The organism is Streptomyces sp. NPDC048507, from assembly GCF_043199995.1.
Lineage (GTDB): Bacteria > Actinomycetota > Actinomycetes > Streptomycetales > Streptomycetaceae > Streptomyces.
Window position 1 is genome coordinate 455,855 of the sequence record NZ_JBICWZ010000006.1, and the last position, 22,114, is coordinate 477,968.

Below are 22,114 nucleotides of genomic sequence, written 5' to 3' on the forward strand. Positions count from 1 at the left end.
CCTACCCTCCCTGGATGGACGACCTGACCCTGGTACGGGAGCACACGATCTACGCCTGCGTCATGGGCTCCCGTGCCTTCGGCCTGGCCACGGAGGCGAGCGATACCGACCGGCGCGGCGTCTTCCTCGCCCCCACCCCGCTGTTCTGGCGGTTCGAGAAGCCGCCGACGCACGTGGAGGGGCCCCGGGAGGAGGAGTTCTCCTGGGAGCTGGAACGTTTCTGCGAGCTGGCGCTGCGGGCCAACCCGAACATCCTGGAGTGCCTGCACTCCCCCCTGGTGGACCTCCTCACCCCGGCCGGCGAGGAACTCCTCGCCCTGCGCGGGGCGTTCCTCTCCCGCCGGGCCCACACCACCTTCACCCGCTACGCGCGGTCCCAGCACGGCAAGCTCCTCGCGGACGTCCGCCTGCACGGGGGCCCGCGCTGGAAGCACGCCATGCACCTGCTGCGGCTGCTGCTCTCCTGCCGCGACCTGCTGCGCACCGGCCGTCTGACGATCGACGCCGGCCCGTACCGCGAGGAGCTCCTCGCGGTCCGGCGCGGCGAGCGGAGCTGGGCGCGGACCGAGGCCTGGATGGCCCGCCTCACCGAGGAGTCCGACGCCGCCCTCGCGGGCTCCCCGCTGCCCGAGGAGCCCGACCGCGCCCGGGTGGAGGACTACCTCCACCGCACCCGCCTCGCCTCGGCCCGGTAGGTCCGCCGCCGTACCCTCCGGGCGGCGCGGCGCTCAGGCGTCCCAGAGGGCGCCGAAGGCCAGGAGTTCACCGCGGTACTCGATGCGGCCCTCCCAGTCGCGCGGCCAGACGTCCGCGCCGAGGTGGGCCCCCGCGAAGGCACCGGCCAGGCAGGCGAGGGAGTCGGAGTCGCCGGACGTGCAGGCGGCCCGGCGCAGGGCGAGCAGCGGCTCCTCGGGGAACAGCAGGAAGCAGTGCAGGGCGGTGGCCAGCGCCTCCTCCGCGATCCAGCCCTCGCCGGTGGTCAGGCAGGGGTCGGTCTCCGGGGACGGGGTGCGCAGGGCCGCCGCGAGCCGGTCCAGGACGGCCAGGCACTCGTCCCAGCCCCGGGCCATGAAGGACTCCGGCGAGGCGTCGGAGGCCGTGCGCTGCCACAGGTCGCCGAGCCAGCGCTCGTGGTAGCGGGTGCGGTTCTCCAGGGCGTACGAGCGCAGCCGTCCGACCAGGCCCGTCACCTCGGTGCCCCCGGCCAGCAGGTGGACCGCGCGCGCCGTCAGGTCGGAGGCGGCGAGGGCGGTGGGGTGGCCGTGGGTGAGGGCCGACTGGAGCTGGGCGGCGCCCGCGCGTTCCTCCTCCGTCCAGCCGGGGACCAGGCCGACCGGCACCACCCGCATGTTCGCGCCGCAGCCCTTGGAGCCGGTCTGGCTGGCGTCGCGCCAGTCCCTCCCGGGGTCGTCCAGGAGGCCGCAGGCCACCAGGCAGGTGCGGCCGGGGGCCCGGTTGTTCTCCGGGGAGTGGTACCAGTCGACGAACTCCTCGCGGACCGGCCGGGCGAGCCGCAGCGGGCCGACGGGCCCGCGCTCGGCGGCGGCGCGGATGCCGCGGGCCAGGGCCAGGGTCATCTGGGTGTCGTCGGTCACCACGGCGGGTTTCGGCAGGGCCATCCGCCGCCACGGGCCGGTCTTGGCGAGGATCGACGGGACGTCGTTGAACTCGGTCGGGAAGCCGAGGGCGTCGCCCAGCGCCAGGCCGATCAGGGCGCCGGTGGCGGGCCGCTTGCGCGCGGCCGGGTTCTTCGTGGAGTACGTCGTGGGGCTCGTCGTCATCGGGCCGGACCTTCCGTGGGGCGGAGCAGGGGCGGGTGCAGGACGGTCGCCGGGCCCGCCCGGTACAGCGCGGCGGGCTTGCCGCGGCCGCCGGTCAGCCGGGCGGCGCCGGGGACGGCCTCGACGAAGCCGGGCGTGGCGAGGACCTTGCGGCGGAAGTTGGGGCGGTCCAGGGTGGTGCCCCAGACGGTCTCGTAGACGGCCCGGAGCTCCCCGAGGGTGAACTCGGGCGGGCAGAAGGCCGTGGCGAGGCAGCTGTACTCCAGCTTGGAGCCCACCCGCTCGCGCGCGTCCGCGAGGATCAGCGCGTGGTCGAAGGCCGGCTCGGACACCTCCCCCACCGGCACCCAGCGGGCCCGGTCGGCGTCCCCGCCGCCCCCGGCGGCCGGTTCGGGCATGTCGGGGACGAGTGCCGTGAAGGCCACCGACACCACCCGCATCCGGGGGTCCCGGCCGGGTTCGCTGTAGGTGCGCAGCTGTTCCAGGCGCAGGCCGGAGACCAGGGAGGGCGCCAGGCCCGTCTCCTCGGCCAGTTCGCGGCGGGCGGCGGTCTCGGCGGACTCCCGGGGCAGCACGAACCCGCCGGGCAGCGCCCAGGCACCGGCGTACGGTTCCTGGCCGCGCCGGATCAGCAGGACGTGCAGCTCGCCGCCGCGCACGGTGAGGACGGCGAGGTCCACGGTCACCGCGAACGGCTCGAAGGCCCGGGGGTCGTACCCGCCCGGCCCGCCGGGTCCGGGGGCGGCGGTGCCCGCCGCGCCGGCGTTCACCGCCGCTCCGGGAGGGGGGCCGCGAACCGCCAGCCCTCCGCCAGCAGGGCGTCGACCGCCGTCACGGCCTGCTCCAGCCGGGTGCGCCGGTCCCCGCTCACGAGCAGGAAGCGGCGTCCGGTGCGCGTGAGTTCCCGCCGGAAGCGGGCCGTCATCCACGGCCGCAGCTGCGGCCCGTCGCGCAGCCCGTCGTCCTCGAAGGGCACCCCGGCGTCGTCGGTCAGCAGGTAGAGGTGGCGCCGGGTCAGGTCGGCGGTCTTCTCGACCTCCCGGTTGCGGCCGCCCGTGTACCGCGTGTGCCAGATGCCGGTCGCGAAGGAGTCGGTGTCGCAGAACAGCACCGGGGAGCCCAGCCGTGCGGCCCGCTCCTCCGCCGCGTCCTGGCGGCGGGCGATCACCGGGAACTCCCCCGAGGTGAAGGACAGGTCCGCCCAGGACGCCGACGGATCGGCCGCCCGGGCCGCCGCGAGCTTCTCCTCGCTGTACGCGCGCCCGTACTCGGCGACCCAGCCGGTCTTCGCCCACACCCCGCCGCGCCGCCGGTAGTGCGCGGCCAGCTCCCGCGAGAGCGTGGTGGTGCCGGTCGACTCGGCGCCGAGCACGACGACCCGGCGGGTCAGCGCGGCCCGTACGCCCGGCCCGAGGAACTCCCAGCAGGCCGCCGGGTCGGCGCGCACCGCCGTCCCCGACACCGGGAAGAGACCGCGGGCCGGGTCCACGCAGACCTCCTCGGCGCCGAAGCGCCGCGCGAGCTCGCTCCCGTAGGCCTCGGAAGTGAACACGGCGTCCACGGGGCGGCCCACCGCGCCGCGGAAGATCGTCATGTGCGCCTCCCACACCGCCGGGTCGTGCAGGTCGACGGGGATGTCGTCGACCGCCCCGACCACCCGCGCCCCGGGGTGCTCCTCGCGCATCCAGGCCACCCGGTCGGCGAGCGGCACCGACTCCACCGAGGCGGCGCACACCAGGACGGTGAGGCGTTCGCACTGGTCCTGGGCGGTGCGCACGAGGTGGTGGTGGCCGGCGTGCGGCGGGTAGAACTTGCCGAGCACCAGCCCGTGCCGGTACCGCTTCCCGCGGGCCGCGCCCCTGTCCGCGCTCATGCCGCCGCCCCCACGGCCGTACGGGCGTCCGCCGGCGGCAGGGCCCGCCGCCAGCCGGCGAGCCCGGCCACGCAGAGGGCGAGGAAGGCGACGTACAGGACCGAGGTCAGGTACAGGCCCTTGTAGAGGTACAGCGGGACGTACACCAGGTCGGCGGCGATCCACAGCCACCAGGACTCCAGGAGCTTGCGGCACTGCCCGTAGGTGGCCGTCAGCGAGAGCCCGGTGGTGAGCGCGTCCCAGAAGGGGACGTTGGAGTCGCTGACCGCTCCCAGCAGCAGGGTCAGCCCGGCGACCCCCACCGCCCCCGCCGCGAGCAGCCGGGTCCATTCGGCGGCCGTGGTGCGGCGCACCGGCAGGGCCGTGGCGGTTCCCGGTCCACCCCCGTGGGTCCAGGTCCACCAGCCGTACGCGGCGAGGGCGATGAAGACGATCTGCAGCCCGGCATCGGCGTAGAGGCCCGCCTGCGCGAACAGCACGATGAAGAAGACGTTGTTGGCGATGCCGACCGGCCAGTTGGCGAGGTGCTGGCGGGCCACCAGGACGACGCAGACGGCGCCGGTGACGAAGCCGAGCACCTCGGTCCAGCTCGTGCTCCACCCCATGGCGGTGCCCCCGTTCCCTTAAGAGTCAATCTGACTATAAACAGGGAAGGGGATGCCCGACAAGCGGGATGCGGCGCCGGGAACGGCGGAAGCCCGCGACGCCTCGGGGGCGTCGCGGGCTTCCGGTGTACCCGTGGGTACGGGGTGCTGCGGGCGGCTACAGGCCGACCTCGCGCATCAGCATGCCGACCTCGGTGTTGGTCAGGCGGCGCAGCCAGCCCGACTTCTGGTCACCGAGCTCGATCGGGCCGAAGGAGGTGCGGACCAGCTTCTCCACCGGGAAGCCGGCCTCGGAGAGCATGCGGCGGACGATGTGCTTGCGGCCCTCGTGGAGGGTCACCTCGACCAGGTAGTTCTTGCCGAGCTGGTCGACGACGCGGAAGTGGTCGGCGCGGGCGTACCCGTCCTCCAGCTCGATGCCGTCCTTGAGCCGCTTGCCGATGTCGCGCGGCAGCGGGCCGGTGATGGCGGCGACGTAGGTCTTCTTCACGCCGTACTTCGGGTGCGTGAGGCGGTGGGCCAGCTCACCGTGGTTGGTGAGGAGGATGATGCCCTCGGTCTCGGTGTCGAGCCGGCCGACGTGGAAGAGGCGGGTCTCGCGGTTGGTGACGTAGTCGCCCAGGCACTGGCGGCCGTCCGGGTCCTCCATGGTGGAGACGACGCCGGCCGGCTTGTTCAGCGCGAAGAACAGGAACGACTGGGTGGCGACGGTCAGGCCGTCCACCTTGATCTCGTCCTTCGGCTGGACGCGCTTGCCCTGCTCCAGCACGATCTCGCCGTTGACCTCGACGCGCGCCTGCTCGATGAGCTCCTCGCACGCGCGGCGCGAGCCCATGCCGGCCCGGGCGAGGACCTTCTGCAGCCGCTCGCCCTCCTGCTCGGCGCCCGGGAAGGTCTTCGGGGTCTTGATCACGGGCTTGTCGGCGTACCGGTCGCGCACGCGCTCCTCGATCCGCGCGTCCAGCTCACGGGGGCGGGACTGCCCGCTGCGGCTGCCGGGGCCGCTGCGCGGACCGCCGGCCCCGCCGAGGCCGGGGGTCTTGGAGGTCTTGGGGCCGCCCTTGGCACCACCGCGGGCGGACGCGCCGCGGGCACCGCCGCCACCGGCGCGGGGGCCGCTGCGCCCGTTGCGCTCGCCCTCGGGGCCGACGTCGTAGCGGCGCTCCTCGGGGCGGGGGTTGCGGGGCCGCTGGGGCGCCTGGTCGCGGTCGCGCGACTCGGAGCCGCCGCCCTGGTAGCCACCGGAGGAGGAGCCGCCGCGGTAGCCGCCGCCACCGCCGGAGGAGCCTCCGCGGTGACCACCGCCACCGGAGGAGCTGCCGCCGCGGTAGCCGCCGCCGGTGGAGCCGCCGCGGGAGTTACCGCGTCCGCCACCACCGCCGCCGCTGTTCCTGTTGCCGCCGCCGTTGCCGTTGCCGCTGCTTCGCATCAAAGTTCCGTCGTCTTGTCGTCTTCATCGGTATCCGGTGCATCCGGATCGAACGACGGAACACCCTCTTGCGTCTCGGCTTCGATCGCGTCCGCCTCGGGGAGGAAGGGCGCGAGCTCCGGGAGCTCGTCCAGGCCTCGCAGGCCCATCCGCTCCAGAAAGTAGTTCGTCGTCCTGTACAGGATCGCACCTGTTTCGGGTTCCGTCCCCGCCTCGGCCACCAGACCCCGCTGCAGGAGGGTCCGCATGACCCCGTCGCAGTTGACTCCGCGGACCGCCGAGACCCGCGAGCGGCTGACCGGCTGGCGGTACGCGACGACCGCGAGGGTCTCCAGGGCCGCCTGGGTGAGACGGGCGTGCTGGCCGTCCAGGACGAAGGCCTCGACGGCGGCCGCGTAGGCGGGCCGGGAGTAGAAGCGCCAGCCCCCGGCGACCTGCCGCAGCTCGAATCCGCGCCGCGCGGCCGTGTACTCGTCGGCCAGCTCGGCCAGCGCCCCGGCGACCTCGCGCGGGGTCCGCTCCAGCACCTTGGCCAGGTGCTCCGCCGTCGCGGGCTCGTCGACCACCATCAGGACGGCCTCCAGCGCGCCCTTGAGGTCCAGCGCCTGCGTCGTCATTCCCCTACCTCCACGACCTGGTCGAACTCGTCCGTCACCACCGGCATCCCGTCGCCGTCCCCGCCGGTCCACCGCACCGTGAGCGTGAGCAGGGCGTCCTCCTGGTCGAGGGAGACCGCCTTCTCCCGGTAGAGCTCCAGCAGGGCCAGGAAGCGGGCGACGACGGTGAGGGTGTCCGGGGCGTCCTCGGTGAGCTCCCGGAAGGTGGCCTCGCCCCGCGCCTTGAGCACCCGTACGACGAGTCCCGCCTGCTCCCGCACGCTGACGAGCGGGGCGTGGATGTGGTCGACGTAGACCTCGGGACTGGCCTTCGGCTGCATGGCGCGCACCGCGAGGCGGGCGAAGCCCTCGGGGCCGATGGCGATGACGACGTCGGGCAGCAGGCCGGCGAGGTGCGGCTCCAGCCCGACGGTGCGGGGGTGGCGGCGGCCCTCGTCCTCGGCCCGGGCCTCGAAGAGCGCGGCGATCCGTTTGTACGCCCGGTACTGGAGCAGCCGGGCGAAGAGCAGGTCCCGGGCCTCCAGCAGGGCCAGGTCCGCCTCGTCCTCGACCTCGGCGACGGGCAGCAGCCGGGCGGTCTTCAGGTCGAGCAGGGTGGCGGCGACCACCAGGAACTCGGTGGTCTGGTCGAGGTCCCCGTCGGGGCCCATGGCGCGGAGGTGGGCCATGAACTCGTCGGTGACCTGGGACAGGGCGACCTCGGTCACGTCCAGCTTGTGCCGGGAGATCAGCTGGAGCAGCAGGTCGAAGGGGCCCTCGAAGTTCGCCAGCCGCAGCATGAACCGGCCGTCGCTTCCGGCGGCGGGCTCCTCGCAGGCCGCGACGGGCCCGTCTGCGGCTCCGGATCCCCCGGTGGCCCCTTGCCCGCTCCCGGCCGCCACGGGGCCCTCAGCGGGCGCCTCAGCGGCTTCCCCGGGTGCGGAACCGGCGGCGCCGGGCTCCCCGGGGGCTCCCGGGCCGCGGCCGAGGCTCCGGCGGGCGGGGCGGGCGGCGGCGTCATTCGGGGGCATCGGGGTCCAGGGTGGTGCGGGGGAAGGCCGGACGGCCCTCGGCAGCCTAGGCGGTCTCCGGGAGGATGTCCGGGTACGCCCCCGCCCGGGTTCGCGGCGTCGCGGGCTCGCGGGCGGCGCGATGCCCGGCGAGCGGGCGGTCGGGCGGCCGGGCGGCCGGCGGTCGGGCGGTCAGCGCACCGGCGGTCAGCGGCCGCGCAGGCGGCGGACCAGGATGCTCGCGTCGCCGCGGGACTCCAGGTCGGCGAGGACCACCGCGACCGCCTCGCGCACGATGCGGCCGCGGTCGACGGCGAGGCCGTGCTCGCCGCGGAGCACCAGGCGGGCGTGCTCCAGGTCCATGAGCTCCTCGGCGGAGACGTAGACCGTGATCTTCTCGTCGTGCCGCTCGCGCCCGCTCGGCCGCCGGTTGGCGCCCCGGCCCTGCCCCTTCCCGGGCCGGGGCGAGGACGCCCCGGCGGAAGTGGCAGAACCTTCCTGCGGCCTGCGCTGCGGGCCCACGGCGGGCTCGCCGGACTCCCGGCCGCGGACGTCTCCCGTGGTCCTCGCCGTGCCGTCCGCCGGTGCGGCCGCGTGCTCCGCCCCGCCGGTCTGCGCCTCGTCGGCGCCCCGCCTGGGCGAGGACGACTGCAGGGCCGTGCCCCCGGTCGTGCGGAACAGTTCGTCGGCTCCGGGCAGACTCACTCGGCGGGACACCGGGCGAGCACCTCCCTGGCCAGCTGGCGGTAGGCGGCGGCGCCGACGGAGTTGGACGCGTACGTGGTGATCGGCTCACCGGCGACCGTGGTCTCCGGGAAGCGGACCGTGCGGCCGATGACCGTGTGGTAGACGTGGTCGTCGAAGGCCTCGACGACGCGCGCCAGCACCTCGCGGCTGTGCACCGTACGGGAGTCGTACATCGTGGCGAGGATGCCGTCGAGTTCCAGCTCGGGGTTGAGCCGCTCCTGCACCTTCTCGATGGTCTCGGTCAGCAGCGCGACACCGCGCAGCGCGAAGAACTCGCACTCCAGCGGCACGATGACCTTGTGAGCCGCCGTCAGGGCGTTCACGGTCAGCAGACCGAGCGAGGGCTGACAGTCGATCACGATGTAGTCGTAGTCGGCCATCAGGGGCTTCAGCGCCCGCTGGAGCGTCGACTCGCGCGCGACCTCGCTGACCAACTGCACTTCGGCGGCGGACAGGTCGATGTTGCTCGGCAGCAGGTCCATGTTGGGGACCGCCGTCTTGAGCAGCACCTCGTCGGCCGACATGCCCCGCTCCATGAGCAGGTTGTAGACCGTCAGGTCGAGTTCCATCGGATTCACGCCGAGGCCCACGGACAGCGCGCCCTGCGGGTCGAAGTCGACGAGCAGCACGCGGCGCCCGTACTCGGCGAGCGCGGCACCCAGGTTGATGGTCGACGTGGTCTTGCCCACGCCGCCCTTCTGGTTGCACATCGCGATGATCTTCGCGGGACCGTGGTCGGTCAGCGGGCCCGGGATCGGGAAGTACGGCAGCGGGCGTCCGGTCGGGCCGATCCGCTCACGGCGCTGGCGGGCAGCGTCGGGGGCGAGGGTGGCCGCGTACTCGGGGTCCGGTTCGTACTCCGCGTCGGGGTCGTAGAAGTGCCCTTCGGGCACGTTGTCGTAGTCGGCGAAACCCACGGGCTTGTCGCCGCTCGGGTCGCCGGCCCTGGAGTTCACGTCTAGGCCGTCCATGCTCTTTCGGGGCGTCGTCATGTGCTGGTGGTTTGCGAAGGTGCGGACTGCGACGGAGCCGACGGCTTCGAGCCCGGCAGGACCTTGGCCCCGCTCAGGCACGTCTGCTCGACCACCCCCAGGAGCAAATGTCGACTCATTCACAAGTCGTCTTACCTCCTCGGACGTGACCAGGACACTTATCGATAGGTCAGCGTTGCACCATGCCGACGGTTGGCGACTCTATGGCGTGTCACCGCCCAGCGGCAACACAATCCGCCGGACCCGACGCGTTGTGTCGGCAACCGAACACCACTCTGTCAAGGGCGTACGAGCTGTCGCCGCGAAGTTTCGCGGGTGTGCGAAAGGGTTAAAGGGTTACGTTCGAGGCGAGTTGAACGGGGTCACCCCCGCCGCCGCAAACGCGTCCGGCCGGACCTTGGGGGCAAGGTCCGGCCGGATACGTGAGATTGACGTCAGTCGTTGACGGCTCAGCCGAGCAGGGTGTTCAGCTCAAGGGTCGCCAGACCGTGCGCCTCGGCGACGGGACCGTAAACCACCTGGCCGTCATGGGTGTTGAGGCCCAGCGCGAGCGCCGGGTCACGGCGCAGCGCCTCGGCCCAGCCGAGGTTCGCGACCTGCACGATGTAGGGCAGGGTCGCGTTGGTCAGCGCGTAGGTGGAGGTGTTCGGCACCGCGCCGGGCATGTTGGCGACGCAGTAGAAGACCGAGTTGTGGACCACGAAGGTCGGCTCGGCGTGGGTGGTCGGACGGGAGTCCTCGAAGCAGCCGCCCTGGTCGATCGCAATGTCGACAAGGACACTTCCGGGCTTCATCTTGGCGACGAGCTCGTTGGTGACCAGCTTCGGGGCCTTCGCACCCGGGATCAGCACCGCGCCGATGACGAGGTCGGCCTCGATGACGGCCTTCTCCAGCTCGTAGGCGTTGGAGACGATCGTCTTGATCTTCGTGCCGAAGATCTTGTCGGCCTCGCGGAGCTTGTTGATGTCGCGGTCCAGCAGGGTCACGTGGAAGCCCATGCCGATGGCGATCTGCGCCGCGTTCCAGCCGGAGACGCCGCCGCCGATGACCACGCACTCGCCGGCGTGGGTGCCGGGGACGCCGCCCGGGAGCACGCCGCGGCCGCCGGCCGAGCGCATCAGGTGGTAGGCGCCGACCTGCGGGGCCAGCCGGCCCGCGACCTCGGACATCGGGGCGAGCAGCGGGAGCTGGCGGTTGGCCGTCTCCACCGTCTCGTACGCGATGGCGGTGGTGCCGGAGGCGAGGAGGGCGTCCGTGCACTCGCGGGAGGCCGCGAGGTGCAGGTAGGTGAAGAGGGTCTGGTCCTTGCGGAGGCGGTGGTACTCCTCCGCGATGGGCTCCTTGACCTTCAGCAGCAGGTCCGCGGTCGCCCAGACCTCGTCGGCGGTACCGAGGATCTCGGCACCGGCCGAGACGTACTCGGCGTCCGTGATCGAGGAGCCGACACCGGCGTTCTGCTCGACGAAGACCTGGTGGCCGTTGCGGACCAGCTCATGCACACCGGCGGGCGTGATGGCGACCCGGAACTCGTTGTTCTTGACCTCGCGGGGGATGCCGACCTTCATCGTCGATCACGGTCCTTGGCTCAGGGGATATTACGGGGCACTTCCATACATACCCGCCCACAAGAACGCGCAACGGGATGCACCACGAGATGACGTGGTGGAGCCAGTCTAATGAAGGATGAGTCGCTGTCTAGCCTTGCAAACGAATAATCCTAGTCGGAACTACTACGGATTTCGCAGGCTGCCGGGTCATCTCCCAGCAATCTGTCGGCTGCCGACCGGTGCAGCCTGGCAGCCGCGGGGTCCCCCAGCCGGTCCAGGGTGTCGGCCAGCCGGACCTGGAGCGCGGCCTGCAGCCGCAGGTCCCCCGCCCGGCGCGCGAGCTCGATCGCCTCGCGGCAGGTGTGCAGCGATTCCTCAGGCCGTCCCGCGTACTCCTGGACCCGCGCCATTTCGCTCAACGCCTTTGCCTGGCCCGGTACTTCGGCCAGCCTGCGGTACCCCGCGGCGGCGGCCCGCCAGCTGCGCAGCGCCTCGCCGTAGCGGCCCGCGTAGGTGTGCACGTTCCCGAGCCGGCCGTAGAGCCTGGCCTCGTCCGCCCGCTCGCCCCGGGCGAGGGCGTGGGCGAGGGCCCGGCCGAACCAGTCGGAGGCCCTCGGCCAGTCCGCCAGCTCCTGGTACGCGCCGCCTACGGATTCCATCGCGCGGCCCGTCGCGTACGGGTCCCCGGCGGCCTTCCCGGCGACCAGCGCGGCCCGGTACCGCTCCAGCGCCTCCTCGGTCCGGCCGGTCTCGGCGTCCAGATCGGCCAGGTTCAGCAGTGCGGCGGCCCGCTCGCGGTGCAGTCCGCGCCGCTCGGCCACGTCCAGGACCAGCCGGTGCAGCCCGTACAGCTCGGGGGCGGCGGCCTCCGTGCCGCGGTGCTCGGCCAGGGCCCGCACCAGGGCCGCGACGAGCCTGCGCGCCAGGGTGTCCAGCCCGCCGTCGGCCACCGCCAGCTGGGCGGCGGTGGTCAGGGCGGGGAGCCGGGTGTCGAGCCAGCCGGCGGCCGCGCGCCGGTCGGGGAAGCGCAGGGCGCGCGGCAGCCCGTCCAGGCGCTCGCGCAGCAGGTCCTCGTCCTCCTCGGCCATGGCCCGGCAGGAGGTCAGCAGGCGTACGGTGCGCTCCAGCATCCGGGCCCGGGCCAGCTGCACCTCGGCGGGCCGCTCCTTGGCCTCCAGCAGGGCCTGCATCAGCGGGGCGAGGCAGCCGGGCAGCAGGAACAGGCCGTCGGGAGCGTGCCGGACCAGGCCCAGCCCGGCGAAGTCCTCCAGGGTGGACTGCGCGGCCGCCACCGAGCAGCCGGCGAGGGCCGAGGCGGTGTGCGCGTCGAGGATCCCGGCCGGGGCGAGCGGCAGCAGCCGCAGGGTGCGCTGGGCGGGCTGCGGCAGGGACTCGTAGACCAGCCGGAAGGTGCGGGCCAGCGGGCCGGCCGCGGCGGAGGGCATGTCGTGCAGTTGCTTGGCCACGTCGGCGACGGCGGCCTTGGGGTGCGCGGCGAGCCAGCCCCCGGCCAGGGCCAGGGCGGCGGGCTGTCCCCCGCACTCCTCGGCGAGGCCCTCGGCGGCGCGCGGGTCGACCGTGACGCGGGTGTCCCCGATGGTGCGGGACAGCAGTTCGACGGCGGAGGGGGTCTCCAGGCCGCCGAGGGTGCAGGGGCGGACGTCCGGGATCCCGGTGAGCGGCCCCTCGGCGGTGACGACCACCAGGCACTCGGGGGTGTCCGGGAGCAGCGCGTCGACCTGCTGCGGGTCGGCGGCGTCGTCGACGAGCAGGATCACCCGGCGGCCGGTGAGGGCCTCGCGCAGGGCGGCGCTCAGATCGTCCTCGCAGGCTCCGGGCGGGGTGGGCCGCCCGAGCCCCTCCAGCAGGGTGCGGACCGCCCGCTCGGTGGCGACGCCGTCCCCGCCGGGGGTGGTGAGCCGTACCCGGAGCAGACCGTCGGGGTACTGGCCGGCCACCTCGCGGACGAACGCCTCGGCGAGCGCGGTCCGGCCGGAGCCGGGCCGTCCCGCGACGAGCAGCACCCGCGCGCGGGGCGCCTTGGCCTTGCGGCCCGAGAGGGTGTCGAGCCCGGTCCGTGCGATGTCCTCGCGCAGCTCCTTGAGCTCACGCCGCCGCCCGACGAAATCCGCCACGGATCCGCTCCTCTCCCTGCCATCGGGTTGCGAGCGTAGTTCACGCAGAGCGACGACCCGGGGGGAGCGCGGCGGACAGATCGCCCAATCGGATCAGCGGATGGGCCTACTTATGGGCCCCGCCCGTTCCCGACACGTCCCGTTCACCCACGCGCCCCCGGCGCGGCCGCGCCGGCGGGGGCGTGGAGGGGGTGCGCCGGGGGGGCGGGGTACGGGCCCGCCGGGCCGGGTCAGGCTTCGTAGGGGCGGGCCGGCCAGGGGGCCAGGGCCGGGCGGAGGGTGGAGAACTCCGGGTCGGCGGCCAGGGCCGCCGAGACGGCCAGGACGCCCGCCACCAGCGCCGCGTTGGAGAGCTCGCCCGCCAGGACGCCCCGCACCAGCTCCGCCACCGGCACCCACGCCACTTCCATGTCGGCCTCTTCCGAGTCCGTCTCCTCGTACCGCTCCCCCTCCGCCTCCGCGACCCCGCGCGCCAGGAAGATCCGGACCGCCTCGTCGGAGCCGCCGGGCGAGGAGTAGAAGTCGGCCAGCACCCGCCAGTCGTCGGCCTTGACGTACGCCTCCTCGTACAGCTCCCGCTGCGCCGCGGCCAGCGGGTTCTCCCCGGCGACGTCCAGCAGCCCGGCGGGGAGCTCCCACAGCCGGTGGCGCACCGGGTGGCGGTACTGGCGGATCACCAGCACCCGCCCCTCGCCGTCCAGCGCCACCACGCAGACCGACCCCGGGTGCACCTGGTAGTCGCGGCGCACGACCGAGCCGTCGGGCATCCGCACCTGGTCGGATGCCACGGCCGTCTTGGCCCCCTCGAAGGGCCGCCGGGTCGCCAGCGTCTCCCAGGTCTCGGACGTGTCCTTGATGACGTTGCCCATGCCCAATGCCCTCCACAACGCGCGACAGCCGGGGTACGGAACTCCGTACCCCGGCTGCCTACGTTACCGAGCGTCAGGCCTTCTGCTGCCGTTCGACGGCGGCCTTGACCAGGCCCGCGAACAGCGGGTGCGGCCGGGTCGGGCGGGAGCGGAGCTCCGGGTGGGCCTGGGTGGCGACCAGGTAGGGGTGGACCTCGCGGGGGTACTCGACGTACTCGACGAGCTTGTTGTCCGGGGAGGTGCCGGAGAAGACCAGACCGGCCTTCGTCTCCAGCTCGCCGCGGTAGGCGTTGTTCACCTCGTAGCGGTGCCGGTGGCGCTCGTCCACGTACGCCTCGTCGCCGTAGACCTCGCGCACGATCGAGCCCTCGGCGAGCTTCGCCGGGTACATGCCCAGGCGCATCGTGCCGCCCAGGTCGCCCGCGCCCTCGACGAAGGCCAGCTGCTCCTCCATGGTCGAGATGACCGGGTGCGGGGTCGAGGCGTCGAACTCCGTGGAGTTCGCCTCGGCGATGCCCGCCAGGTTGCGCGCGGCCTCGATGACCACGCACTGCAGGCCCAGGCACAGGCCGAGCAGCGGGACCTTGTTCTCGCGGGCGAAGGTGATCGCGCCGACCTTGCCGTTGACGCCGCGGTCGCCGAAGCCGCCGGGCACGCAGATCGCGTCCACGTCGCCGAGGACGGCCGCGGCACCCGCCGGGGTCTTGCAGTCGTCGGAGGCGACCCACTTGATCTGGACGCGGGCCCGGTTGGCGAAGCCGCCGGCGCGCAGCGCCTCGGTCACCGACAGGTAGGCGTCCGGCAGGTCGATGTACTTGCCGACCAGCGCGACCTTGACCTCGTGGTCGGGGTTGTGGACCCGGTCCAGGAGGTCCTCCCACACCGTCCAGTTGACGTCGCGGAAGGGCAGGTCGAGCTTGCGCACGACGTAGGCGTCCAGGCCCTCGGTGTGCAGGACCTTGGGGATGTCGTAGATCGACTTCGCGTCGATGGCCGCGACGACCGCGGCCTCGTCCACGTCGCACATCAGCGAGATCTTGCGCTTGATGGAGGTGGGGACGTCACGGTCCGCGCGCAGCACGATCGCGTCGGGCTGGATGCCGATGTTGCGCAGCGCCGCGACGGAGTGCTGGGTGGGCTTGGTCTTCAGCTCGCCGGAGGGGCCGATGTAGGGCAGCAGCGAGATGTGCACGACGAAGACGTTGTCGCGGCCGACCTCGTGGCGGACCTGGCGGACGGTCTCCAGGAACGGCAGCGACTCGATGTCGCCGACGGTGCCGCCGACCTCGGTGATGACGACGTCGACGTCCGCGGTCGCCATGCGGCGGATGCGGTGCTTGATCTCGTTGGTGATGTGCGGGATGACCTGCACGGTGTCGCCGAGGTACTCGCCGCGCCGCTCCTTGGCGATGACCTGCGAGTAGACCTGGCCGGTGGTGACGTTGGCCGAGCCGTCGAGGTCGACGTCGAGGAAGCGCTCGTAGTGGCCGATGTCCAGGTCGGTCTCGGCGCCGTCGTTGGTGACGAACACCTCACCGTGCTGGAACGGGTTCATCGTGCCGGGGTCGACGTTCAGGTACGGGTCGAGCTTCTGCATCGTGACCCGCAGCCCGCGCGCCTTCAGCAGCGCACCCAGGCTGGAGGCCGTCAGCCCCTTGCCGAGGGACGAAGCGACACCCCCGGTGACGAAGATGTGCTTGGTCGTCATGGATTTGGGCGGCATCGCCAAGAGGGGGCTCCCGTGGTCGCGAGGTGAGGTGCGTCCGGCGCCGTTCCACGGAGATCCGGAAAGGGTCCCTGGGGGCGCCGAAGCTGCGGTTTCGGGGTTCCTGATTCGCACAGGCAGACCACCGGTCCACGGGGTACCAGCCTATCAGCGCCTCGGCCGGTCCGCCTCCGGGCGCGCGCCGTGAAAGGGCCGCCCGGCCCCTTCACCGAACCCCGGCAAGGGCCCCGACCTGGGCATTCACCCAGGTCACCCGTTCAGCCGAGTCACATTGTCCCAAGACTTCAGGAGATCACTAGGGTGCCGTCATACCCTGCTCGGATACCGCTGCACATCGCCGCCGAGCAGCCCGGCAAACGGCGTAACCGCGCCACATCCGGCAATCTAGGGCTCGACGCGGGGATCCCTGCGCACAGGAGACCGCGCAACAGCGCAATGCAAGCGCCCTACGGGGCGGACGTGGCCGTTCGACTGGAGAGCAACGTGTCCGGGCGCATCGAGGATTACGCACTGATCGGGGACATGCAGACCGCGGCGCTGGTCTGCCGGGACGGGGCGGTGGACTGGCTGTGCCTGCCACGCTTCGACTCCCATGCCGTCTTCGCGAGCCTTCTGGGCACCGAGGAACACGGGTTCTGGCGCATCGGCCCGGCCTTCGCGCCGGGTACGGAGCCGCCACGGGCCACGCGCCGCCGCTACCGTGGTGACTCGCTGGTGCTGGAGTCGGAGTGGGACACCCCGCGCGGGACCGTCCGCGTCATCGACTTCATGCCGCCGCGCGAGGACCACGCGCCGCAGCTGATCCGCATCGTGGAGGGCATCAGCGGGCGCGTCCCGATGCGCTCCGCGCTGCGGATGCGCTTCAGCTACGGGCGGGTCGTGCCCTGGGTGCACAAGGTCGACGGCCGCACGGTGGCCGTCGCCGGACCGGACTCGGTCTGGCTGGACTCCGCGGCGGAGACCTACGGCAAGGACCTGACCACCTATTCGGACTTCACCGTCGGGCCCGGCGACCGGGTGGCCTTCGCCATCAGCTGGCAGCCCTCGCACAAGGGCGCCCCGGAGACCCCGGACGCCGAGGCGGCGCTGGAGGCGACGAGCGACTTCTGGCGGGAGTGGGTCTACCACTGCACCTACCACGGCCCCTACCGGGAGGCGGTGATCCGCTCCCTGATCACCCTCAAGGCGCTGACCTACGCCCCCACGGGCGGGATCGTCGCGGCGCCGACCACCTCCCTCCCGGAGGAGATCGGCGGCAGCCGGAACTGGGACTACCGCTACACCTGGCTGCGCGACGCCGCCATCACCCTGTCCTCGCTGCTGCGCACCGGCTACCGCGAGGAGGCCTCCGCCTGGCGGGACTGGCTGCTGCGCGCGGTGGCCGGCGACCCCGAGAACCTGCAGATCATGTACGGGATCGCGGGCGAGCGGGAGCTGGGCGAAACCGAGCTGGACTGGCTTCCCGGCTACGAGAACTCGGGCCCGGTGCGCGTCGGCAACGGCGCCGCCCACCAGCTCCAGCTCGACGTCTACGGCGAGGTCACCGAGGCCCTGCACCTCGGGCACATGACGGGCCTGGCCCGCAACGACTACGCCTCGCTGCTCCAGCTGAAGCTGATCCGCTACCTGGAGGTCCACTGGAACGAGCCGGACGAGGGCATCTGGGAGGTGCGCGGCCCGCGCCGGCACTTCGTGCACTCGAAGGTGATGGCGTGGGTGGCCGTCGACCGCACGATCAAGCTGATCGAGAGCGGGGACGCGGACGGTCCGCTGGAGCGCTGGCGCGAGATGCGCGACGAGATCCACGCGGACGTGTGCGAGAAGGGCTACGACCCGGAACGCAACACCTTCACCCAGTCCTACGGGTCGAAGGAGCTGGACGCCTCCCTGCTGCTCATCCCGCAGATGGGCTTCCTGCCCCCGGACGACAAGCGCGTGATCGGCACCATCGAGGCGATCCAGCGCGAGCTGTCGACCCCGGACGGCTTCATCCTGCGCTACCCGACGGCGGGTGACGAGGCCGGAGTCGACGGCCTGGAGGGGGACGAGGGCGCCTTCCTGGCCTGCTCGTTCTGGATGGCGGACGACCTGGCGATGATCGGCCGGGTCGACGAGGCCCGCCGCCTCTTCGAGAAGCTGCTGGCCCTGCGCAACGACCTGGGGCTGCTGGCCGAGGAGTGGGACCCCAAGCTCCAGCGCCAGGTCGGCAACTTCCCGCAGGCCTTCAGCCACGTCCCGCTGATCGACACGGCGCTGCGGCTGACGGCGAGCGGCGCGTACGGGGGCTGAGGGGCGGGGGCACCGGGCCCGGCGGACGGGGCGGTCACGGGGGCGCGGACGGCGCGCGGCCCCGTACCCGCCCGCCTACGCTGGAGGGGTCCCACGCCCCTCACGGGAAGGGGGGACGGCCATGCCACCCCTCTCGAAGGCGGGTACGGCCCTGGCCGCGCTCCGCGAGGACCTCTCCGGCGAGGTCCTCGCCCCCGACGATCCCGGCTACGACGAGGCGCGCACCGTCTTCAACGCCCTGATCGACCGGCGCCCGGCCGTGATCGCCCGGTGCGCGAGCGAGGCCGACGTGGTCACGGCCGTCCGCTTCGCCCGGGACCTCGACCTGAAGATCGCGGTGCGCGGCGGCGGCCACAGCGTGGCGGGCATGGCCCTGGGCGACGCGGCGCTCGTCGTGGACCTGCGCGACCTGGACGAGGTGACGGTGCATCCGGCGGCCAGGGCGGTCCGGGTCGGCGGCGGCGCGACCATGAGCGGACTGGACCGCGCCTGCGCCCCGTACGCCCTGGCCACCACCGGGGGCCGCGCCTCCACCACCGGCGTCGGCGGCTTCGTCCTCGGCGGCGGCTCCGGCTGGCTGGACCGGACGTTCGGCCTGGCGGTGGACAACCTCATCGGCGCGGACGTGGTCACCGCCGACGGCAGCCGCGTGAGCACCACCGCGGAGGACCACCCGGAACTGTTCTGGGCCCTGCACGGCGGCGGCGGCAACTTCGGGGTCGTCACCTCGCTGACGCTGCGGCTGCACGAGCTGCCCGCGATGTCGGTCGCGCTGCTCATGTACGCCCCCGAGCGGGGCCCCGAGGTCACCGCCCTGTACCGGGAGCTGATCGCCTCCGGGCCGCGCGAGGCGAGCGGCGGCGTGATCTTCCTGACCGCGCCGCCCGCGCCGTTCGTCCCGCCGCACCTGGTCGGCGGCATGCTCTGCACGGTCCTGCTGACGTACGCGGGCCCCGTGGCGGGCGTGCGCCGGCTGGCCGCGCCGCTGCTGGCCGTACCGCACGAGGCCGAACTCGTCACGGACATCCCGTACGCCGACCTCCAGTGCATGATCGACGACCCTCCCGGGCTGCGGAACCACTGGTCCGCCGAGTACCTGACGGACCTGCCCGACGAGGCGGTGGCCGCCTACTGCGCCCGGGCCGCGACCATGCCGGTCCCCACCGGCACGCAGCACATCCTGTTCCCGCTCGGCGGGGCCATCGCCGAGCAGCCGGACGGTTACCCCGTGCCCTACCGGGACTCCCGGTGGGCGGCGCACCCCTTCGCCATCTGGGAGGACCCGGCCGACGACGAGCGGTGCCGGCGGTGGGTGAGGGACGTACGGGCGGACCTGCGGCCCTGGAGCAGCGGGGTGGTCTACCTCAACTTCCTCGGCGACGAGGGCGCCGACCGGGTCACCGCGGGCCTCGGCGAGGACAACCTGAGGCGGCTGCGCGCCGTCAAGAGGCAGTACGACCCGGACAACGTCTTCCGGTTCAACCACAACATCAAGCCCGCCTGACCCTTTGGTAGCGTCCGCGACATGGACAACCAGGGCGGGATCACGGTTCAGCGGGCACTGGAGCTGCCGGGGCTGCGCGGCGGTCTGCCCGAGGTGGTGGCCTGCGCCGACCGGCTGGGCCGGACCGTCCGCTGGGTGCACGCCGGGGAGGTCCCGAACATCGCCTCGCTCCTCAAGGGCGGGGAGCTGCTGCTGACCACCGGTCTGGGCCTGGGCACCCGCCCCGCCGAGCAGCGCGCCTTCGTACGCCGGCTCGCGGACCGGGGGATCGCCGCGCTGGTGGTGGAGCTGGGCCCGCGGTTCACCCGGCTGCCGGCCACCATCGTGGAGACGGCCAAGGCGGCCGGGCTGCCGCTGGTGCAGCTGCACCGCGAGGTCCCCTTCGTGGCCGTCACCGAGGAGGTCCACACCGAGATCGTCAACGGCCATTACGCGCTGCTCCAGCGGGCCGAGGAGGTCCACCGCCGGTGCACCGAGGCCCTGCTGGGCGGCGGCGGGATCCCGCAGGTGCTGCGGATCCTGGCCGACTTCACCGCGAACCCCGTCTTCCTGGAGACCCCCGACGGGCAGCTGCTGTACGCGGCCGGGCCGGTCTCGGGGGACGCGGCGGCCGACCCGCTCCAGGTGTGGGAGGGGCTGCGCGGGCAGCGGGCGGCCGAGCCCTCGGCGGCGGCGGTGGTGGTCGACGTGCCCGGCGGCGGCCACGGCAGCGGGTCGGTCCGCGCGCGGGTCGTGCTGGCCGGGGTGTCGGCGCCGCTGCTGCCGGTCCACCGGATGGCGGCGGAGCGCACGGCGGGGGTGCTGGCGGTGGTGCTCATGCAGGCGCGCCAGGAGGAGGAGCTGGCCGCGCGCGGCCGGGGCGACTTCCTGACGGACCTCGCGGAGGGCCGCATCTCGGCGGAGGACGCCCCGGCACAGGCCCGCGTGCTGGGGTTCCGGCCCGGTACGGGGCCGCTGCTGCCGATCGTGATGCGGCTGTCCTCGGACCTGGGGGCGTCGGGGAACTGGGCCGTACTGGCCCGGGCGGTGCTGGAGGAGCTCTCGTCGGTCGGGGTGCCGGTGCTGCTGGGCGTGCGCCCGGTGGAGGGACGGGTCCCGCTGCTGGTGTCGCTGCGGGCCGAGTCGGAGCGCGCGGCCGTCTCCGACCGGGTCGCGGCGGCGCTGCGGGCCGGGGTGGAACGGGCCGGGCTCGAACGGGCCGGGGCCCCGCCGGCGGTGGTCGTGGGCGTCTCGGGCAGCTGGGCGGCGGCCTCGGCGGGGCTGCGGCACGCCGCCGAGACGGCCACCGCCGCGCACGGCCTGCCGGCCCGGCCCTGGTACGACGCCCGCCGGCTGGACATCGACCTGCTGCTCTGGCGGCTGCGCGAACACCCCGACCTGGCGGCCTTCGTGGACCGCGCGATCGGGGCGCTGCGGGTCCACGACGTGGCGTCCCGTCCGCCGCTGCTGCCGACCCTGGAGACGTACCTGGCCCACGCGGGCCGCAAGGCGGAGACGGCGCGCGAGCTCCACCTGAACCGGCAGACCCTGTACAACCGCCTGGCCCGCATCTCGGAGCTCCTGGGCACCGACCTGGACGACCCGGAGACGGTCCTCTCCCTCAGCCTCGCCCTGCGCGCCCGCCGCCACGCCACCCCGTCCTGACCCCCCGGGCCCCCGCCGGGCCGGGCTCGGTCCTTCGGCCCGCCGGGCGGGGTCAGGGGCGGCGGCGTTCCATCAGTTCGTCGTAGACCGACAGGACCTGGGCCACCGTGTCGTCCTCCGACGGCCACGTCGCGGCCTGCGCCCGTCCCGCCGCCGACAGCTCCGCCCGCCGGTCCGGATCGTCCAGCAGCGCGGCCACCGCGCCCGCCAGCGCCCCCGAATCCCCGTACGGCACCAGTACGGCCGCCTCGCCGACCAGCTCCGGTACGCCGCCGACCTCGGTCGCCACCAGGGCGACCCCCGCCCGCAGGGCCTCCTGCGCCAGCAGGGACCGGCCCTCCCAGCGGCTCGGCACCACCGCCACGTCCGCCGCCGCCAGCAGCAGGTCCGCGTCCCGCCGACGGCCCAGGAGCCGCACCGGGAGCCCCTCCGCCTCGATGCGCCGCGCCAGTTCGGCCCGCAGCGGACCCTCCCCCGCGATCACCAGCAGCGGCTGCGGGTCCAGCACCCGCCACGCCCGTGCCGCGTCCAGCAGGACGGAGTACCCGCGGCGGGCCACCAGACTGCCGACCGCGACGATCAACGGCCGTTCCACCGCGCCCAGTTCCGCCCGGGTCTTCCCGGCGTCCACGGCCGGCTCGCCGCCCGGCACGGCCGGCGCGGCGAGCCGCGCGTCCCGGGCTCCGCGCCGGCGGGCCAGGTCGACCTGGTCGGAGGAGGCGCCCAGCACCACGGCGGCGGCCCGCGCCACGTGCCGCTCCAGCAGCCGGCTCAGCCGGCCCAGCGCGCCCGCGGGCTCGGGGGCGCCGCCGTGCCAGGTCACCACCAGCGGCACCTGACCCCGGCCGCCGCCGCGCATTGCCAGCGCGGCCCGCATCCCGGCCCGCACCCCGTGCGCGTGCACCAGGTCGGCTCCGGCGCAGGCGGCCCGCAGGGCGCTCACGGCGTCGGGGGTGAAGCGCGCGCCGGCGCCGGTGAAGTCGTACTCCCCCTCCGCCGCGACGGGGGCGCACACGGTCACCCGCACGCCCCGGGCGGCGAGCCCGGTCGTGAGGGACCGCACGTGCGCGCTGCTGCCCGCACCCGCGCCGCCCAGGACCTGGACGGTGCGCAGCGCGGGGCGCCCGTACGGCAGTACGGGGGCGGGGGCCGGGACCGGGGAGCTGCTCACGGGCCGAAGCTCCAGGGTGAGGGAGGCAGAGACGTCGCCCAGGATGCCAGTCCGCACGCGCGTTCCGGGACCATACGGGTGCGGATCCCGTGCGGGATACCGCCGTGCGCCCCCGAGGCTCACCCACACGGGCTACCCCGGGTCAGCCCCGCGCCTCCCCGACGGCATCCCGGCGGCCTCGCGTACGGCCCGGCGG

18 protein-coding genes are annotated in these 22,114 nt (G+C 73.9%); 4 read left to right on the top strand and 14 right to left on the bottom strand.

The annotated features are described in order from the left end of the window. The first annotated feature begins 14 nt into the window (after positions 1 to 14). Positions 15 to 695 carry a DNA polymerase beta superfamily protein gene (locus ACGFXC_RS20045; protein WP_393714517.1) on the top strand — a complete coding sequence of 227 codons (681 nt, stop codon included), beginning with the start codon at positions 15 to 17 and terminating at the stop codon, positions 693 to 695. 33 nt (positions 696 to 728) lie between these two features. Here ACGFXC_RS20045 and ACGFXC_RS20050 read toward each other — a convergent pair whose 3' ends face one another. The 13 genes from ACGFXC_RS20050 to ACGFXC_RS20110 form a co-directional block, all read right to left on the bottom strand. Continuing rightward, positions 729 to 1,781, bottom strand: a complete 1,053-nt coding sequence (locus tag ACGFXC_RS20050) for an ADP-ribosylglycohydrolase family protein (protein WP_393714518.1) — start codon at positions 1,779 to 1,781, stop codon at positions 729 to 731. Further along, positions 1,778 to 2,551: an NUDIX domain-containing protein gene (locus ACGFXC_RS20055; protein WP_393714520.1), complete on the bottom strand. Its 774-nt coding sequence runs from the start codon at positions 2,549 to 2,551 to the stop codon at positions 1,778 to 1,780. The genes ACGFXC_RS20050 and ACGFXC_RS20055 overlap by 4 nt, the downstream gene beginning before the upstream one ends. Next, positions 2,548 to 3,654, bottom strand: coding sequence for an AAA family ATPase (locus ACGFXC_RS20060; protein WP_393714522.1), 1,107 nt, complete (start codon positions 3,652 to 3,654; stop codon positions 2,548 to 2,550). The genes ACGFXC_RS20055 and ACGFXC_RS20060 overlap by 4 nt, the downstream gene beginning before the upstream one ends. Next, positions 3,651 to 4,259: a nicotinamide riboside transporter PnuC gene (gene pnuC / locus ACGFXC_RS20065; RefSeq protein WP_393714524.1), complete on the bottom strand. Its 609-nt coding sequence runs from the start codon at positions 4,257 to 4,259 to the stop codon at positions 3,651 to 3,653. Before pnuC ends, ACGFXC_RS20060 begins: the two co-directional genes overlap by 4 nt. Before the next feature lie 157 nt (positions 4,260 to 4,416). Next, positions 4,417 to 5,688 (bottom strand): pseudouridine synthase, encoded by a 1,272-nt coding sequence (locus tag ACGFXC_RS20070; RefSeq protein ID WP_393714526.1) that lies wholly within the window; start codon positions 5,686 to 5,688, stop codon positions 4,417 to 4,419. Beyond that, complete coding sequence (gene scpB, locus ACGFXC_RS20075; RefSeq protein ID WP_393714527.1) at positions 5,688 to 6,305, bottom strand: SMC-Scp complex subunit ScpB; 618 nt, start codon at positions 6,303 to 6,305, stop codon at positions 5,688 to 5,690. The genes ACGFXC_RS20070 and scpB overlap by 1 nt, the downstream gene beginning before the upstream one ends. Continuing rightward, the gene (locus ACGFXC_RS20080; RefSeq protein ID WP_393714529.1) at positions 6,302 to 7,315 is read right to left on the bottom strand and encodes a segregation and condensation protein A; all 1,014 of its coding nucleotides are present in this window, start codon (positions 7,313 to 7,315) and stop codon (positions 6,302 to 6,304) included. Before ACGFXC_RS20080 ends, scpB begins: the two co-directional genes overlap by 4 nt. Positions 7,316 to 7,501: 186 nt before the next feature. Next, a complete protein-coding gene (locus tag ACGFXC_RS20085; protein ID WP_393714531.1) occupies positions 7,502 to 8,011 on the bottom strand; it encodes a hypothetical protein in 510 nt (169 codons plus the stop codon). Continuing rightward, positions 7,996 to 9,114 carry a ParA family protein gene (locus tag ACGFXC_RS20090; protein WP_393714533.1) on the bottom strand — a complete coding sequence of 373 codons (1,119 nt, stop codon included), beginning with the start codon at positions 9,112 to 9,114 and terminating at the stop codon, positions 7,996 to 7,998. The genes ACGFXC_RS20085 and ACGFXC_RS20090 overlap by 16 nt, the downstream gene beginning before the upstream one ends. 368 nt (positions 9,115 to 9,482) lie before the next feature. Next, on the bottom strand, positions 9,483 to 10,598 hold the full coding sequence (ald, locus tag ACGFXC_RS20095) for an alanine dehydrogenase (RefSeq protein ID WP_393714535.1): 1,116 nt from the start codon (positions 10,596 to 10,598) through the stop codon (positions 9,483 to 9,485). Positions 10,599 to 10,750: 152 nt separating this feature from the next. Next, positions 10,751 to 12,715: a tetratricopeptide repeat protein gene (locus ACGFXC_RS20100; RefSeq protein ID WP_393714537.1), complete on the bottom strand. Its 1,965-nt coding sequence runs from the start codon at positions 12,713 to 12,715 to the stop codon at positions 10,751 to 10,753. A 230-nt stretch (positions 12,716 to 12,945) separates the two neighbouring features. Continuing rightward, on the bottom strand, positions 12,946 to 13,584 hold the full coding sequence (locus tag ACGFXC_RS20105; protein WP_393714539.1) for an NUDIX domain-containing protein: 639 nt from the start codon (positions 13,582 to 13,584) through the stop codon (positions 12,946 to 12,948). Positions 13,585 to 13,657: 73 nt separating this feature from the next. Further along, on the bottom strand, positions 13,658 to 15,307 hold the full coding sequence (locus tag ACGFXC_RS20110) for a CTP synthase (RefSeq protein ID WP_393714541.1): 1,650 nt from the start codon (positions 15,305 to 15,307) through the stop codon (positions 13,658 to 13,660). 438 nt (positions 15,308 to 15,745) lie between these two features. On the opposite strand from ACGFXC_RS20110, the gene ACGFXC_RS20115 reads away from it, so the two are divergent. From ACGFXC_RS20115 to ACGFXC_RS20125, 3 genes are all read left to right on the top strand, one after another. Beyond that, positions 15,746 to 17,599, top strand: a complete 1,854-nt coding sequence (locus ACGFXC_RS20115) for a glycoside hydrolase family 15 protein (RefSeq protein ID WP_351830568.1) — start codon at positions 15,746 to 15,748, stop codon at positions 17,597 to 17,599. Between the two features lie 121 nt (positions 17,600 to 17,720). Beyond that, the gene (locus tag ACGFXC_RS20120) at positions 17,721 to 19,103 is read left to right on the top strand and encodes an FAD-binding oxidoreductase (protein WP_393714543.1); all 1,383 of its coding nucleotides are present in this window, start codon (positions 17,721 to 17,723) and stop codon (positions 19,101 to 19,103) included. 21 nt (positions 19,104 to 19,124) lie between these two features. Further along, positions 19,125 to 20,747 (top strand): PucR family transcriptional regulator, encoded by a 1,623-nt coding sequence (locus ACGFXC_RS20125; RefSeq protein ID WP_393714545.1) that lies wholly within the window; start codon positions 19,125 to 19,127, stop codon positions 20,745 to 20,747. Between the two features lie 52 nt (positions 20,748 to 20,799). Here ACGFXC_RS20125 and ACGFXC_RS20130 read toward each other — a convergent pair whose 3' ends face one another. Next, positions 20,800 to 21,918 (bottom strand): glycosyltransferase family 4 protein, encoded by a 1,119-nt coding sequence (locus ACGFXC_RS20130; RefSeq protein ID WP_393714547.1) that lies wholly within the window; start codon positions 21,916 to 21,918, stop codon positions 20,800 to 20,802. Between the last annotated feature and the right edge of the window lie 196 nt (positions 21,919 to 22,114).

Bases quoted from the DNA above. Each gene is read 5' to 3' on its own strand.
- ACGFXC_RS20115 (WP_351830568.1), top strand. From the start codon at position 15,746: ATGCAAGCGCCCTACGGGGCGGACGTGGCCGTTCGACTGGAGAGCAAC.
- ACGFXC_RS20105 (WP_393714539.1), bottom strand. From the start codon at position 13,584: ATGGGCAACGTCATCAAGGACACGTCCGAGACCTGGGAGACGCTGGCG.
- ACGFXC_RS20070 (WP_393714526.1), bottom strand. From the start codon at position 5,688: ATGCGAAGCAGCGGCAACGGCAACGGCGGCGGCAACAGGAACAGCGGC.
- ald (WP_393714535.1), bottom strand. From the start codon at position 10,598: ATGAAGGTCGGCATCCCCCGCGAGGTCAAGAACAACGAGTTCCGGGTC.
- scpB (WP_393714527.1), bottom strand. From the start codon at position 6,305: ATGACGACGCAGGCGCTGGACCTCAAGGGCGCGCTGGAGGCCGTCCTG.
- ACGFXC_RS20120 (WP_393714543.1), top strand. From the start codon at position 17,721: ATGCCACCCCTCTCGAAGGCGGGTACGGCCCTGGCCGCGCTCCGCGAG.
- ACGFXC_RS20045 (WP_393714517.1), top strand. From the start codon at position 15: ATGGACGACCTGACCCTGGTACGGGAGCACACGATCTACGCCTGCGTC.
- ACGFXC_RS20060 (WP_393714522.1), bottom strand. From the start codon at position 3,654: ATGAGCGCGGACAGGGGCGCGGCCCGCGGGAAGCGGTACCGGCACGGG.
- ACGFXC_RS20080 (WP_393714529.1), bottom strand. From the start codon at position 7,315: ATGCCCCCGAATGACGCCGCCGCCCGCCCCGCCCGCCGGAGCCTCGGC.
- ACGFXC_RS20050 (WP_393714518.1), bottom strand. From the start codon at position 1,781: ATGACGACGAGCCCCACGACGTACTCCACGAAGAACCCGGCCGCGCGC.
- ACGFXC_RS20110 (WP_393714541.1), bottom strand. From the start codon at position 15,307: ATGCCGCCCAAATCCATGACGACCAAGCACATCTTCGTCACCGGGGGT.
- ACGFXC_RS20125 (WP_393714545.1), top strand. From the start codon at position 19,125: ATGGACAACCAGGGCGGGATCACGGTTCAGCGGGCACTGGAGCTGCCG.
- pnuC (WP_393714524.1), bottom strand. From the start codon at position 4,259: ATGGGGTGGAGCACGAGCTGGACCGAGGTGCTCGGCTTCGTCACCGGC.